The sequence below is a fragment of the Chromohalobacter sp. 48-RD10 genome (assembly GCF_029889785.1).
In the GTDB taxonomy this organism is placed as follows: Bacteria; Pseudomonadota; Gammaproteobacteria; order Pseudomonadales; family Halomonadaceae; genus Chromohalobacter.
Map to the genome: position 1 here is coordinate 1 of NZ_JARANX010000013.1, position 14843 is coordinate 14843.

Sequence of the window (14843 nt, forward strand, 5' to 3'; positions counted from 1 at the left end):
ATCCCATGCCGAACTCAGCAGTGAAACCGCTTAGCGCCGATGGTAGTGTGGGGCTTCCCCATGCGAGAGTAGGTCATCGTCAGGCATTTATTTCGAACCCCGGCCATTGGTCGGGGTTCATTCATTGAGGGCCTTCCCCTGGAGAGCCGCGGAGCGCCGCCCGGCGGAAGGCCGCCCCGGTCATTATCAGGCATTTAGTTCGACACCCCCGGCCAGTTGGTCGGGGGTGTCGTCGTTTGGGGCCGGAAAAATGCTGCAGGTTAGAAAAGCTGTGGGCGCACTCTGCGGCTAAGCTTGTCGCCTGACAGCGTAATTTATTGCGCTTTAGTCGGCTATGCTCCCCTGGCGGAGCGCATTTCGATAGAATGGCGTTTTTTCCCGACGGGGATGATCAGAATGACGATTGGTGATCTGATCCGTTTGCTGAGCGACGGTGAGTATCACTCCGGCGAACAATTGGGCGAGCAACTGGGCGTTTCACGCACAGCGGTCTGGAAGCAACTCAAGAAGCTGGAGAAAATGGGATTGCAGTTGGAGGCGGTGAAAGGGCAGGGATATCGTTTGTCCGAGCCGCTCGACCTGTTGTCCGGGCCGGCTATCATAGAGCGCCTGCCTGCAGAGCCGCGTCATCATTTGACCCGCCTTTTCGTCGAAGATGCGCTGCCTTCAACCAACACCTTTCTGCGCGAACGCTTTCAGCAGCACGCGGGGCATGCCGAGGTGTGCTTGGCAGAGAGCCAGAGTGAAGGGCGTGGACGACGCGGTCGTCATTGGATTTGTCCCTGGGGAGGTGGTTTGCTGTTCTCGCTGGGCTGGCGTTTCGATGAAGGCGCATCCGCGCTGGAAGGCTTGAGCCTGGCCGTGGGCGTAGTGCTAGCCGAAGTGCTCGAGGGCCTATCCGTGCCTGTGGCGCTGAAATGGCCAAATGACCTTTTGATGCGCCGGGATGTGGGCACTGCGAAGTTGGCAGGCATCCTGCTGGAAGTGAGTGGCGATGTTGCCGGCCCCTGTGAGGTGGTCATCGGCATTGGGCTGAATGTGGCTTTGCTTGAATCGGCACGAAACCGCGTGGAACAGCCCGTTGCGGCCCTGCATGACGTCAGGCCCGACGTTTCGCGCAATGCGCTGTCCGCGTCGCTGGTAGAGGCTTTGCTGGGAATGTTGCCTCTTTTCGAGCAACATGGCTTCGAGCCGTGGCGTGATGCCTGGAATCGTCGCAATGCCTATGCAGGGCGCGAGGTGGATGTCGCTCAGGGTGGGCGCACCTATACGGCTGTTGCCGGGGATGTGGATGCCACCGGGAATTTGCGAGTCAATGTGAATGGGGAAGCCCGGCTATTGGCCGGTGGTGAAATCAGCTTGCGCGCGCGCTCATGATTTTGGATCTCGATATCGGCAATACCTTGTCGAAATGGCGTCTGAAAGATGTTGCGAGCAGTGAAATTCGCTCTCGCGGGGCTGTCTGGACGCGGGAAGAGTGGCGGCCTGGTGCCGACATACCAGATCTCGATGTGGTAGAGGCTGTGCGTATCTCGAGCGTTGCGCGAGAATCCGTACTGCGCGATACCGTGACATTACTTCGGCGCCAGGTCGGTGTGGTGCACGTGGCGCGCTCGACTCCCGAAGCACTTGGTGTCAGCTGCGGTTATGATGAGCCCGAACGTCTTGGCGTCGACCGTTGGATGGGGGCGCTGGCCGGCTATCAGCTGACTGGGGGCTGTTGCAGTGTCGATTGCGGCAGCGCGATCACCATGGATTTTGTGTTGCCCGGTGGTCGCCATCTGGGGGGGTATATCATCCCCGGCCTGCGCTTGATGAAAGAAAGCCTCAAGCTGGGGACGCGTAATGTGGCCATTGACCCTGACAGTGAAGCAGATGAGCTATTGGCACCAGGGCGCAACACGGTTGAGGCGGTCAATCACGGGATCTACATGTCGGCAGTCAGCGCTGTTAATCGTATTTATAGCGAAGTATGTGACCGGGAAGGCGTTGCATTACCTCTGCTCTTGACTGGGGGAGATGCCCGGGTAGTGTCACGTGGACTGCGTATCCCGCATGCAGTATGGCCGGACATGGTCTATGCAGGGCTTGAAACATGCTACCCACTGACGGCGGCGGAGCGCGCTGGTCGGTTGGCCGGGGCGCCGTTGCCACCCCCTGTTCCTCCTCTGGAAAAAGTTAGGGCTGGGCTTGCATTCTCAATGCTGCTTTGACATACTGCTGCGCGGTTCGATTCGACAGGGTTATGGAAAAAGCATTGTAAATTAAGTGCTTGACACAGTTCTCAAAACCCGTAGAATTTATCGCCGCGTTGGAGGGGTTCCCGAGTGGCCAAAGGGAGCAGACTGTAAATCTGCCGCGCAAGCTTCGAAGGTTCGAATCCTTCCCCCTCCACCAGATTAGATGCTTGACCGCCAGCCTTAGGGCGCAAGCGAAGAGTGGGCAGGCGGGCATAGTTCAATGGTAGAACCTCAGCCTTCCAAGCTGATGATGCGGGTTCGATCCCCGCTGTCCGCTCCAAGTTAAGCTCATGTAGCTCAGGGGTAGAGCACACCCTTGGTAAGGGTGAGGTCGACGGTTCAAATCCGTCCATGAGCTCCATTATTGGGCGAGGCTGGCTTCTCGTCTTGAGGAATGCAGCTGGGTTGCCTTCCTGGTTGTAGTTAGCTATCATGGCGCGCGCTGTAGAAAAGCCTACCAGCAAAGCGCCAGGTTGCAGAGTATAGGCCAGTAGCTCAATTGGCAGAGCAGCGGTCTCCAAAACCGCAGGTTGGGGGTTCGAGTCCCTCCTGGCCTGCCAGCCTTCCTCAGTGCTGGTTCTTCCTTTATTCTTTCTTGTTACGCTTGCCGCGCCTTAGGAGATCCTTTTCCATGAAACAAAGCGCCGAGGTGCAAGAGTCGCGTTTCGATGTCGCTAGATGGGCGGTTGCCGTCGTTCTTGTCGTTCTAGCGGTGGCAGGCAATGCTTATTTTGCCGATCAAGCGCTGCTGTATCGCGTGCTCGGTGTCGTGGTGCTTGGTGTAGCCGCTGCGGCGGTGGCATTGACCACGACCAAAGGGCGTGCGCTGACCGAGTTGGCGCGCGGGTCGCGTAAAGAAATTCAGCGCGTAGTGTGGCCGACGCGCCCCGAGACGATTCAGACCACCGCGATCGTCTTAGTGGCCGTAGTGTTGGTCGGCATTCTGCTATGGCTGATCGATACGCTTCTCGGCTGGGCCATGTCCGGCATCATAGGTTAGGAGTTTTCATGTCCAAGCGTTGGTACGTCATCCACGCCTACTCGGGTTTCGAAAAGCATGTGATGCGTTCTCTTCATGAGCGCATCAAGATGTATGGCATGGAAGACCAGTTTGGAGAAATTCTGGTGCCGACCGAAGAAGTCGTCGAGATGCGTGACGGCAAGCGTCGCAAGAGCGAGCGAAAGTTCTATCCCGGCTACGTGCTTGTCGAGATGGAAATGACCGACGCCACTTGGCACTTGGTGAATGAGACGCCGCGTGTCATGGGGTTCATTGGCGGTACGCCGGAAAAGCCGGCACCGATTACGCAAAAAGAAGCCGATGGCATCTTGCGTCGTGTGCAGGACGGTACGGACAAGCCGCGTCCCAAGACGCTCTTTGATCCAGGCGAAACCGTGCGTGTCGTAGATGGGCCTTTTGCCGATTTCAACGGTGTGGTGGAAGAAGTCAACTACGAGAAGAGCCGCTTGCATGTCAGCGTGCTGATCTTCGGGCGCTCGACGCCTGTCGAGCTCGAGTTTGCTCAGGTCGAAAAAGAATGAATTCAAGACGCCGGCTCGGTAGAAGCCGGTGTATGTCGTAGAGGTCCTAGGGCCTCTTTGAAATGGGGAGCCGCAAGGCGTTACCACCCAACTGGAGTCCAATATGGCGAAAAAAGTACAGGCCTATGTCAAGCTGCAGGTCGCAGCAGGTAAGGCCAATCCGAGTCCCCCCGTGGGCCCTGCGCTGGGTCAGCACGGCGTCAATATCATGGAGTTCTGCAAGACGTTCAATGCCGAAACTCAGGACATTGAGCCGGGCCTCCCAACGCCGGTCGTGATCACGGTCTATTCTGATCGTAGCTTCACGTTCATCACCAAGACGCCGCCCGCAGCAGTGCTGTTGAAGAAAGCGGCAGGAATCAAGACTGGCTCTGGTGTGCCGAACAAGACCAAGGTCGGTGCCGTGACACGTGAGCAGCTGGAAGAGATTGCCCAGACCAAGGAGCCCGATTTGACGGCTTCCGACCTTGATGCGGCTGTCCGCACCATTGCAGGCAGTGCCCGTAGCATGGGCCTCAACGTGGAGGGTCTCTGATCATGGCCAAGCTTACCAAGCGCGCGCAGATGCTCAGCGAAAAGGTCGACAATTCCAAGGTGTATAACCTGGAAGAAGCTGTCGCCCTATTGTCTGAAGTATCCGCGGTCAAGTTCAAAGAATCCGTCGAAGTATCAATCAACCTCGGCGTTGACCCGCGTAAATCCGACCAGGTCGTGCGTGGCGCTACTGTCATGCCGAACGGTACGGGCAAGACCGCCCGTGTCGCTGTCTTTGCGCAAGGCGCTGCTGCCGATGCCGCGACAGAGGCAGGTGCCGATGTCGTAGGGATGGACGAGCTGGCGGCAGATGTCAAAAAAGGCAATATGGATTTCGATGTAGTGGTGGCTGCACCGGACGCCATGCGTGTCGTTGGACAGCTGGGCCAGATCCTCGGTCCGCGTGGCCTGATGCCCAACCCCAAGGTCGGCACCGTAACGCCGGACGTCGCCACTGCCGTGAAGAACGCGAAGGCAGGCCAGGTTCGCTTTCGTACCGACAAGAACGGCATCATTCATGCCGCTATCGGTAAGGTGGATTTCGACGCCAATGCTATCAAGGGCAACCTCGATGCATTGATCGGTGACCTGAAGCGTCTCAAGCCGAGTACGTCCAAGGGCATCTACTTCAAGAAAATTACCCTGTCCACTACCATGGGGCCAGGGTTGACCGTGGATCACACGCCCTTCGTGTGAGTCGCGGGAAAGGCAGTAACTTTGCGGTCCCCGTGCACAGCGTCTAGGCGTGGCGGCGGGGCACCGTCAAAGACCGCAGGTGCCAAGCTTCGTCGAACGAGCATGGCTTAATGGACCTCAAAAGCCGCCTGCGCAGATGGTGTGGCCGCCAGTCTTCTGGTGAGCACCATCACCCCGGCCCCCTCTCGTGACAAGCGAAGATGGGGGAGATGGTAACCACTGGAACGCCCTGAAAGGCGTCCGGTACGAAGGAGTGATCACTGTGCCATTAGCACTCGAAGGCAAGAAAGCGATCGTTGCCGAGGTCAGTGAAGCCGCACAAGATGCGCTCTCCGTCGTCGTTGCCGATTCTCGCGGTGTGGCGGAAAGCGCCATGACTGAACTGCGCAAGCAGGCTCGCGAGAATGGCGTGCAAGTTCGTGTTGTGCGCAACACATTGGCACGCCGCGCCCTTGAAGGTACTCCTTGGGAGTGCCTCAACGAGACGTTCTCGGGTCCGACCATGTTGGCCTTTTCCTATGAGCATCCGGGCGCTGCCGCTCGTTTGTTCAAGGAGTTCGCCAAGAATGAGAAAGATTTCGAGATTAAGGCGCTGGCATACGAAGGTGAGTTCATCCCGGCTTCCGGCCTTGATCGCCTGGCGACGCTGCCGACACATGATGAAGCCATCGCCAAGCTGATGTCCGTCATGAAGGAAGCATCGGCTGGTAAGTTGGCTCGTACACTCGCTGCGTTGCGTGACCAGAAGCAGGAAGAAGCCGCCTAAGGGCAGGTTGAACCGACTGGCACGAACCCTGTATCAATGAGCGCTCATGACATGAGGCTCCCGCAAAGTTAGGAATTTGACAATGGCACTGACTCAAGAAGATATCATCAACGCTGTCGCCGAAATGTCCGTCATGGAAGTGGCTGAGTTGGTTTCTGCGATGGAAGAGAAGTTCGGTGTTTCTGCGGCCGCTGCTGTCGTGGCTGGCCCAAGTGGTGGCGAAGGCGAAGAAGCTGAAGAACAGACCGAGTTTGACCTGGTGCTGGCTGAAGCTGGTGATAAGAAGGTCAACGTCATCAAAGTGGTCCGTGAGATCACTGGCCTGGGTCTCAAAGAAGCCAAGGCAGCCGTCGACGGCGTCCCGGCAACCCTCAAGGAAGGCATGTCCAAGGAAGATGGCGACGAAGCCAAGACCAAGTTGGAAGAAGCTGGCGCATCCGTGGAACTCAAGTAACTCCGGTGACCATGGCTTTACGCGCTGCGTAAGCTTCATGGCTGGCGGCGGGTTTTCCCGCTGCCGGCCTTTTTCTGTTGCTGCTAGCCAGAATGTCACGTGTCTGACTAGACGAATTCCGACGGCGAGCTCTCGTAAGGGCTTGCCGTCAGCGCCTGATGGGAAGTCCCTTCAGGCGGCGCCGACCACGCACCGGTCACCCAAGGTGAACAAGCTGGGGAATACAGATGGCTTACTCATACACTGAGAAAAAACGCATCCGCAAGGATTTCGGCAAACTGCCACAAGTGATGGATGTGCCTTACCTGCTGGCCATTCAGCTTGATTCCTACTACGACTTCCTCCAGCAGGACCGGGCTATCGAAGAACGCCTTGACGTCGGCTTGCATGCTGCTTTCAAGTCCGTGTTCCCTATCGAGAGCTTTTCCGGCAATGCCGCTCTCGAGTATGTCAGCTACCGCTTTGGCACGTCGGCGTTCGACGTCAAGGAATGCCAACTGCGTGGTGTGACTTATTCGGCGCCGCTGCGGGTCAAGGTGCGCTTGATCATCTACGATAAGGACTCGTCCAACAAGGCGATCAAGGACATTAAAGAGCAGGAAGTCTACATGGGGGAAATCCCCTTGATGACCGAAAACGGTACCTTCGTTGTCAACGGTACCGAACGTGTCATCGTCTCCCAGCTCCATCGCTCGCCGGGTGTGTTCTTCGACCATGACAAGGGCAAGAGTCACACGTCCGGCAAGCTGCTGTACTCCGCGCGAATTATCCCGTATCGCGGTTCATGGCTGGATTTCGAGTTCGATCCCAAGGACAACGTCTACGTCCGCATCGATCGTCGCCGCAAGCTGCCGGCTACGGTGTTGCTGCGCGCGCTGGGCATGAGTGCCGAGGAGATCCTCGAGACGTTCTTCGACACCAGCACCTTCCATGTCGAGAAGAAAGGGTTCAGCGTCGAGCTGGTGCCGTCACGGCTGCGTGGCGAGACGGCGACCTTCGATATCCAAGATGGCGAGGGCAACGTCATCGTCGAGGAAGGTCGTCGCATTACCCAGAAACATATTCGCCAGATGGAAAAAGCCGGCCTCGAGCGCCTCGATGTGCCGATGGAGTACCTGTTCGGCAAGACGCTGGCCAAGGATCAGGTCGATCCGAATACCGGTGAGCTGGTATGCGAATGCAATACGGAAATCACCCCCGAGCTGCTTGAAACGCTCGGCCAGGCGGGCATCACCACGCTCGAGACGTTGTACACCAACGATCTCGACGCGGGCTCGTTCGTCTCCGATACGTTGAAGATTGACACCACGCGCTCTCCACTCGAGGCGCTGGTGGAGATCTATCGCATGATGCGCCCCGGAGAGCCGCCGACCAAGGAAGCGGCCGAGACGCTGTTCCATAACTTGTTCTTCACCGAGGATCGCTACGACCTTTCGGGCGTCGGTCGCATGAAGTTCAACCGCCGTCTGCGTCACGAAGGGGATACAGGTTCCGGGATTCTCGATAACCAGGACATCCTTGATGTTCTCCGCGAGCTGATCAATATCCGTAACGGTTTTGGTGACGTCGATGATATCGACCACCTGGGCAACCGCCGTATTCGTTGCGTTGGCGAGATGGCGGAAAACCAGTTCCGCGTCGGTCTGGTGCGTGTCGAGCGCGCGGTCAAGGAACGTCTCTCCATGGCCGAGAGCGAAGGCTTGATGCCGCAGGATCTGATCAATGCCAAGCCGGTGGCGGCCGCAGTGAAGGAGTTCTTCGGCTCCTCGCAGCTGTCCCAGTTCATGGACCAGAATAATCCGCTCTCCGAGGTCACGCACAAGCGTCGTGTGTCCGCGCTTGGGCCGGGTGGTCTGACCCGTGAGCGTGCCGGCTTCGAAGTGCGTGACGTGCATGCCACGCACTACGGCCGTCTTTGCCCGATCGAGACGCCGGAAGGCCCTAACATCGGCTTGATCAACTCGCTGGCGACCTACAGTCACACCAATAGCTACGGCTTCCTGGAAACGCCGTATCGCAGGGTAGATGATCGTCAGATCACCGATGACGTCGTGCACTTGTCGGCCATTGAGGAAGGTGACTTCATCATCGCCCAGGCCTCGGCGACGGTGGACGAGAACGGCAAGCTGGTCGACGATCTGGTGCAGGTACGTCACAGGGGCGAGACCACCTTCATGGCGCCGGACAAGGTCACGTTGATGGACGTGTCGCCGCGTCAGGTGGTGTCCGTGGCCGCAGCGTTGATTCCGTTCCTCGAACACGATGACGCCAACCGTGCCTTGATGGGCTCGAACATGCAGCGTCAGGCTGTCCCGACCCTACGTGCCGAGAAGCCGTTGGTTGGCACGGGCATGGAGCGTTTCGTTGCTCGTGACTCCGGTGTCTGTGCGATCGCGCGCCGCGGCGGGGTGATCGACTCGGTCGATGCCAAACGCATCGTGGTACGCATCAATGAAGATGAGATCATTGGCGGTGAAGCTGGCGTCGATATCTATAACCTGACCAAGTACTTGCGTTCCAACCAGAATACCTGCATGAACCAGCGCCCGATCGTACGCCCGGGCGATACCGTGGCAAACGGTGATATCCTGGCCGACGGGCCTTCCGTCGACATGGGGGATCTGGCGCTGGGTCAGAACATGCGCATGGCGTTCATGCCGTGGAACGGTTACAACTTCGAGGACTCCATCCTCATCTCGGAGCGTGTAGTCGAGGAAGACCGCTTCACCAGCATCCATATCCAGGAGCTGACCTGCGTGTCTCGCGATACCAAGCTGGGTGCCGAGGAGATTTCCTCGGACATTCCCAACGTCGGTGAAGCGGCACTTGGAAAGCTCGACGATGCAGGTATCGTCTATATCGGTGCCGAGGTCGGCCCTGGCGATATCCTGGTCGGCAAGGTCACGCCCAAGGGCGAAACCCAGCTGACGCCGGAAGAAAAACTGCTACGTGCGATCTTCGGTGAGAAGGCGTCCGACGTGAAGGACACCTCGCTGCGCGCGCCGACGGGTATGAAGGGCACGATCATCGATGTGCAGGTCTTCACTCGCGATGGCGTCGACAAGGATTCGCGCGCGCTCTCTATCGAGCAAAGCCAGCTTGATGAAGTACGCAAAGATCTTCAGGAAACGTACCGCATCGCCGAAGAAGCCACCTTCGAGCGCCTCAAGCGCACCTTGCTCGGTCAGCCGGTCAATGGCGGTCCTAAGCTCAAGAAAGGTGACGTTCTCGATGAAGCTTACCTCGACGAGCTACCACGCAGCCAGTGGTTCAAGCTGCGCATGCAGGACGAGGCGCTCAACGAGCTCTTGGCTCAGGCCGATGAGCAGCTGGAAACACGTCGCAAGGAGATGGACGAACGTTTCGAGGACAAGAAGCGCAAGCTGACTCAGGGCGACGACTTGGCGCCGGGCGTGCTCAAGATCGTCAAGGTCTATCTCGCCGTGAAGCGTCGCATCCAGTCCGGCGATAAGATGGCCGGCCGTCACGGTAACAAGGGTGTCATTTCATCGATCATGCCTGTCGAGGACATGCCATTCGATGACAATGGCGAGCCGGTCGACCTAGTGCTCAATCCGTTGGGTGTGCCCTCGCGCATGAACGTCGGTCAGGTTCTTGAGACACACCTGGGCATGGCGGCCTGGGGACTCGGGGTGAGGATCAACGAGATGTTGCGCGGTGCCCGCCAGCAGCAGATGGCGGAGATTCGCGACTTCCTGGGGCAAGTGTACAACACCGCCGAGACGCGCCAGGAGGATATCGACTCGCTCAGCGATGACGAGATCATCACCCTGGCGAAGAATCTGCGCAATGGCGTGCCGGTGTCGACGCCGGTCTTCGATGGTGCCAAGGAGCACGAGATCAAGCATCTCCTGAGCCTGGCCAACCTGCCGGATTCCGGTCAGATGACGCTCTATGACGGGCGTACGGGGGAAACCTTCGATCGTTCCGTGACGGTGGGCTATATGTACATGCTCAAGCTCAACCACCTGGTCGACGACAAGATGCACGCCCGTTCCACCGGCTCGTACTCGCTGGTGACCCAGCAACCGCTGGGCGGTAAGGCGCAGTTCGGCGGACAACGCTTCGGTGAGATGGAGGTCTGGGCGCTGGAAGCCTATGGCGCGGCCTATACCTTGCAGGAAATGCTGACCGTCAAGTCCGACGACGTGGAAGGCCGTACCAAGATGTACAAGAACATCGTCGACGGCGACCACTCGATGCAGGCAGGCATGCCGGAATCCTTCAACGTATTGGTGAAGGAAATCCGCTCGCTGGGTATTGATATCGAGCTGGAAGGCTGAGCGTTTCACGCTGACGAATGACGGTCCGCGGGGCCTCTAGAGGCCCCGCTCATGACAACTCCGCTACGGAGCCGACCCCATGAAAGATTTGGTGAAAGTCCTCAAATCGCAGGCACAGTCCGAAGAATTCGATGCGATCAAGATTACGCTCGCGTCGCCGGACTTGATCCGCTCTTGGTCCTATGGCGAGGTCAAAAAGCCTGAGACCATCAACTACCGTACGTTCAAGCCTGAGCGTGATGGCCTGTTCTGCGCCAAGATCTTCGGTCCGGTCAAGGATTACGAGTGCTTGTGCGGTAAGTACAAGCGCATGAAGCATCGTGGCATCATTTGCGAAAAGTGCGGCGTCGAGGTCACTAAGGCCGCTGTGCGCCGCGAGCGTATGGGTCATATCGAACTGGCTGCGCCGGTGGCGCATATTTGGTTCCTCAAGTCGCTGCCGTCACGCATCGGCTTGTTCCTGGACATGACCCTGCGCGATATCGAGCGTGTGCTCTATTTCGAGAGCTTCATGGTCATCGATCCAGGCATGACCACGCTTGAGCGCGGCCAGCTGCTTAGCGATGAGCAGTACTTCGAAGCGTTGGAAGAATTCGGCGACGACTTCGATGCCCGCATGGGTGCCGAAGCCGTACAGGCGTTGCTCAATGATGTCGATCTCGAAGAAGAGATCGAGCGCCTGCGCGAAGAAGTTCCGCAGACCAACTCCGAAACCAAGATCAAGAAGCTTTCCAAGCGCTTGAAACTGCTGGAAGCCTTCTACAAGTCCGGCAACGACCCGGCGTGGATGATCATGGAAGTGCTACCGGTACTTCCGCCGGATCTGCGTCCGTTGGTGCCGCTGGACGGCGGTCGTTTCGCGACCTCGGATCTCAACGATCTGTATCGCCGCGTGATCAACCGCAACAACCGCCTGAAACGCCTGCTCGATCTCAATGCGCCGGATATCATCGTACGCAACGAGAAGCGGATGCTGCAGGAATCTGTCGATGCGCTGCTCGACAACGGTCGTCGCGGCCGTGCCATCACTGGTTCCAATAAGCGTCCGTTGAAGTCGCTGGCCGACATGATCAAGGGCAAGCAGGGGCGTTTTCGCCAGAACCTGCTGGGCAAGCGTGTCGATTACTCCGGCCGTTCCGTCATCACCGTCGGTCCGACCCTGCGCCTGCACCAGTGCGGTTTGCCCAAGAAGATGGCGCTTGAGCTATTCAAACCGTTCATCTACTCCAGGCTACAAGCGAACGGCCAAGCGTCGACCATCAAGGCCGCCAAGAAGATGGTCGAGCGCGAGCTACCGGAAGTGTGGGACATCCTCGCCGATGTCATCCGCGAGCATCCGGTCATGCTCAACCGTGCCCCGACGCTGCACCGCTTGGGTATCCAGGCCTTCGAACCGTTGTTGATCGAAGGCAAGGCGATCCAACTGCATCCGTTGGTGTGCGCGGCGTATAACGCCGACTTCGACGGCGATCAGATGGCCGTACACGTTCCGTTGACGCTGGAAGCGCAGCTCGAGGCGCGGACGCTGATGATGGCCACTAACAATGTGCTGTCGCCAGCTAACGGCGAGCCCATCATCGTACCGTCCCAGGACGTCGTGCTGGGTCTATATTACATGACCCGCGAGAAGGTCAATGCCAAGGGCGAAGGCATGGTTTTCTCCAATCTCGACGAAGTCGAGCGTGCGTTCGGGACCGAGAGTGTGTCGATGCATGCGCGTGTCAAGGTACGGCTCACCGAATACGACCGGGACGATGAAGACGGTGAACTGAAAGGCAAGACCTCGCTTCGCGATACGACGGTGGGGCGTGCCTTGTTGTTCCGTATCCTTCCCAATGGGATGCCTTACGAGCTTGTTGATCAGCCGATGAAGAAGAAGGCGATTTCCGGCTTGATCAACGCCGTCTATCGTCGTGTGGGGCTCAAGGATACGGTCATCTTCGCCGACCAGTTGATGTATACCGGGTTCCGTCTGGCGACTTGGTCGGGTGCATCGATCGGGGTCAATGACTTCGTCATTCCCGACTCGAAGAGGGAAATCGTCGACGGCGCCGAGGAAGAGGTCAAGGAAATCGAAGACCAGTTCTCCTCTGGTCTGGTGACTGCGGGCGAGAAGTACAACAAGGTCATCGATATCTGGGCCAAGGCCAACGACAAGGTCGCTAAGGCGATGATGTCGGGAATCTCCAAGGAGGTCGTCACCGACCGTAATGGCGAGCAGGTCGAGCAGGACTCCTTCAATAGCGTCTTCATCATGGCCGACTCCGGGGCTCGCGGTAGTGCCGCTCAGATCCGCCAGTTGGCAGGGATGCGCGGGCTTATGGCGAAGCCGGATGGCTCGATCATCGAGACGCCGATCACTGCCAACTTCCGTGAAGGCCTGAACGTACTGCAGTACTTCATCTCGACGCACGGCGCTCGTAAAGGGTTGGCGGATACGGCACTCAAGACCGCCAACTCTGGTTACCTGACGCGTCGACTGGTGGACGTGTCTCAGGATCTGGTAGTGACCGAAGAGGACTGCGGTACCTATGAAGGGTTGACGGTACATCCGGTCATCGAGGGCGGTGACATTATCGTCTCGCTGGCACAGCGTGTACTGGGTCGCATCGTGGCGCAGGACGTTGTTGATGCGCAGACCGAGGAGGTGTTGATCCCGCGCGGTACCCTGCTTGACGAAGCCTGGTGTGCCGAACTCGATACCATGGGTGTCGACGAGATCATCGTGCGCAGTGCCATCACCTGCGAAACGGCACACGGTGTGTGCTCGGCGTGCTATGGCCGTGACTTGGCGCGTGGCCATCAGGTCAACACCGGCGAGGCCGTCGGTGTCATCGCAGCGCAGTCGATCGGTGAGCCGGGTACCCAGCTCACCATGCGTACTTTCCACATCGGGGGGGCTGCATCGCGTGCCTCGGCCGTCGATAGCGTTCAGGTCAAACACGGCGGCACGGTGCGCCTGCATAACATCAAGCATGTTGAGCGCAATGACGGCAAGCTCATCGTTGTGTCTCGCTCGAGTGCCCTGGCCGTTGCTGACGAGCATGGTCGCGAACGTGAGTACTACAAGTTGCCGTATGGTGCCGAGCTGTCGGTGCGCGACGGCGACATGGTCGATGGCGGGACGCCGGTCGCCAAGTGGGATCCGCATACTCACCCGGTTGTGGCCGAGGTCACGGGCCGGGTCCAGTTCAGCGATATGGAAGAAGGCAGCACTATCCACCGTAGCGTGGACGAGATGACCGGCCTGTCGAATATCGAGGTGATCGAGACCGCCGCGCGCCCAACTTCCGGCCGTGACAAGCGCCCGATGATCATGCTGCTCGACGAAAATGGTGAGTATGTCACGCTGCCGGGCTCCAATACTCCGGTGCAGTACATGCTGCCTGGCAAGGCCATCATCGCCGGTGAAAACGGCGATCAGGTTGGGGTCGGTGAGGTTATCGCGCGTATCCCGGTTGAAGCGTCCGGTAACAAGGACATTACCGGCGGGCTGCCGCGTGTCGCCGACTTGTTCGAGGCACGCAAGCCTAAGGAACCAGCGATTCTGGCCGAGGTCACCGGGACCATCAGCTTTGGCAAGGAAACCAAGGGCAAACGTCGCCTGACGGTCACGCCTGAAGAAGGTGAACCGGTCGAGATGCTGATCCCCAAAGGGCGTCAGATCGGCGTGTTCGAAGGCGAGACGGTGGAGAAAGGCGAGGTCATCTCCGAGGGTCCCAGTAATCCTCACGATATTCTACGCCTGCTCGGGACCGCGGAACTGGCCAAGTACATCACGGTCGAGATCCAGGACGTCTATCGCCTGCAGGGTGTGGTTATCGATGACAAGCACATCGAAGTGATCGTGCGCCAGATGCTGCGTAAGGTGGAAATCACCGATGCCGGGGATTCTTCCTTCATTACCGGCGATCAGGCGGAGTATGTCCGCGTCCTCGAGGAAAACGCACGCCTGGCCCAAGAAGGCAAGTTCCCGGCCAAATGCGAGCGTCTGCTGCTGGGTATCACCAAGGCAAGCCTGGCAACCGAGTCGTTCATCTCGGCGGCATCGTTCCAGGAAACCACCCGCGTATTGACCGAGGCGGCGGTCTCCGGCAAGCGCGATTATCTGCGCGGCCTCAAGGAAAACGTTGTGGTGGGTCGCTTGGTGCCGGCCGGAACCGGCTTGGCGCATCACGCCGAGCGGCGTCGCAAGCGTGAAGATGATGAGCACACGGTCAATCCGTCGGCCTCCGATGTCGAACAGGAGCTGGGCGCACAGCTCACCGCGCTGGACGCCGACGACGAAGACCTCTAGGCGTATGCCG

10 protein-coding genes, 4 tRNA genes and 1 rRNA gene are annotated in these 14843 nt (G+C 58.6%); all 15 read left to right on the forward strand.

Annotation, left to right across the window (positions count from 1 at the left end):
- Positions 1 to 85 (forward strand): 5S ribosomal RNA (rrf, locus tag OP496_RS12750); the annotation flags it as partial.
- Between the two features lie 311 nt (positions 86 to 396).
- Complete coding sequence (locus OP496_RS12755; RefSeq protein WP_280564031.1) at positions 397 to 1377, forward strand: biotin--[acetyl-CoA-carboxylase] ligase; 981 nt, start codon at positions 397 to 399, stop codon at positions 1375 to 1377.
- A complete protein-coding gene (locus OP496_RS12760; protein ID WP_280564032.1) occupies positions 1374 to 2213 on the forward strand; it encodes a type III pantothenate kinase in 840 nt (279 codons plus the stop codon). Before OP496_RS12755 ends, OP496_RS12760 begins: the two co-directional genes overlap by 4 nt.
- 100 nt (positions 2214 to 2313) lie before the next feature.
- Positions 2314 to 2397 (forward strand) — tRNA-Tyr (locus OP496_RS12765).
- Positions 2398 to 2446: 49 nt separating this feature from the next.
- A tRNA-Gly gene (locus tag OP496_RS12770) sits at positions 2447 to 2520 on the forward strand.
- A 6-nt stretch (positions 2521 to 2526) separates the two neighbouring features.
- A tRNA-Thr gene (locus OP496_RS12775) sits at positions 2527 to 2601 on the forward strand.
- Positions 2602 to 2724: 123 nt separating this feature from the next.
- Positions 2725 to 2800 (forward strand) — tRNA-Trp (locus OP496_RS12780).
- A gap of 71 nt (positions 2801 to 2871) precedes the next feature.
- On the forward strand, positions 2872 to 3240 hold the full coding sequence (secE, locus tag OP496_RS12785) for a preprotein translocase subunit SecE (protein ID WP_280564033.1): 369 nt from the start codon (positions 2872 to 2874) through the stop codon (positions 3238 to 3240).
- Between the two features lie 8 nt (positions 3241 to 3248).
- A complete protein-coding gene (nusG, locus tag OP496_RS12790; RefSeq protein WP_280564035.1) occupies positions 3249 to 3782 on the forward strand; it encodes a transcription termination/antitermination protein NusG in 534 nt (177 codons plus the stop codon).
- Positions 3783 to 3885: 103 nt separating this feature from the next.
- Positions 3886 to 4317, forward strand: a complete 432-nt coding sequence (gene rplK, locus OP496_RS12795; RefSeq protein WP_280564037.1) for a 50S ribosomal protein L11 — start codon at positions 3886 to 3888, stop codon at positions 4315 to 4317.
- Between the two features lie 2 nt (positions 4318 to 4319).
- Positions 4320 to 5012, forward strand: coding sequence for a 50S ribosomal protein L1 (gene rplA, locus OP496_RS12800; protein ID WP_280564039.1), 693 nt, complete (start codon positions 4320 to 4322; stop codon positions 5010 to 5012).
- A gap of 262 nt (positions 5013 to 5274) precedes the next feature.
- Positions 5275 to 5778: a 50S ribosomal protein L10 gene (gene rplJ / locus OP496_RS12805; protein ID WP_280564141.1), complete on the forward strand. Its 504-nt coding sequence runs from the start codon at positions 5275 to 5277 to the stop codon at positions 5776 to 5778.
- A gap of 82 nt (positions 5779 to 5860) precedes the next feature.
- Positions 5861 to 6232 carry a 50S ribosomal protein L7/L12 gene (gene rplL / locus OP496_RS12810; protein ID WP_280564041.1) on the forward strand — a complete coding sequence of 124 codons (372 nt, stop codon included), beginning with the start codon at positions 5861 to 5863 and terminating at the stop codon, positions 6230 to 6232.
- A gap of 227 nt (positions 6233 to 6459) precedes the next feature.
- Positions 6460 to 10536 carry a DNA-directed RNA polymerase subunit beta gene (rpoB, locus tag OP496_RS12815; protein WP_280564043.1) on the forward strand — a complete coding sequence of 1359 codons (4077 nt, stop codon included), beginning with the start codon at positions 6460 to 6462 and terminating at the stop codon, positions 10534 to 10536.
- 79 nt (positions 10537 to 10615) lie between these two features.
- Positions 10616 to 14833, forward strand: a complete 4218-nt coding sequence (rpoC, locus tag OP496_RS12820) for a DNA-directed RNA polymerase subunit beta' (RefSeq protein ID WP_280564046.1) — start codon at positions 10616 to 10618, stop codon at positions 14831 to 14833.
- Positions 14834 to 14843 lie beyond the last annotated feature (10 nt).

Coding starts and splice junctions, on each gene's coding strand:
- OP496_RS12755 (WP_280564031.1), top strand. CDS start 397: ATGACGATTGGTGATCTGATCCGTTTGCTGAGCGACGGTGAGTATCAC.
- OP496_RS12760 (WP_280564032.1), top strand. CDS start 1,374: ATGATTTTGGATCTCGATATCGGCAATACCTTGTCGAAATGGCGTCTG.
- secE (WP_280564033.1), top strand. CDS start 2,872: ATGAAACAAAGCGCCGAGGTGCAAGAGTCGCGTTTCGATGTCGCTAGA.
- nusG (WP_280564035.1), top strand. CDS start 3,249: ATGTCCAAGCGTTGGTACGTCATCCACGCCTACTCGGGTTTCGAAAAG.
- rplK (WP_280564037.1), top strand. CDS start 3,886: ATGGCGAAAAAAGTACAGGCCTATGTCAAGCTGCAGGTCGCAGCAGGT.
- rplA (WP_280564039.1), top strand. CDS start 4,320: ATGGCCAAGCTTACCAAGCGCGCGCAGATGCTCAGCGAAAAGGTCGAC.
- rplL (WP_280564041.1), top strand. CDS start 5,861: ATGGCACTGACTCAAGAAGATATCATCAACGCTGTCGCCGAAATGTCC.
- rpoB (WP_280564043.1), top strand. CDS start 6,460: ATGGCTTACTCATACACTGAGAAAAAACGCATCCGCAAGGATTTCGGC.
- rpoC (WP_280564046.1), top strand. CDS start 10,616: ATGAAAGATTTGGTGAAAGTCCTCAAATCGCAGGCACAGTCCGAAGAA.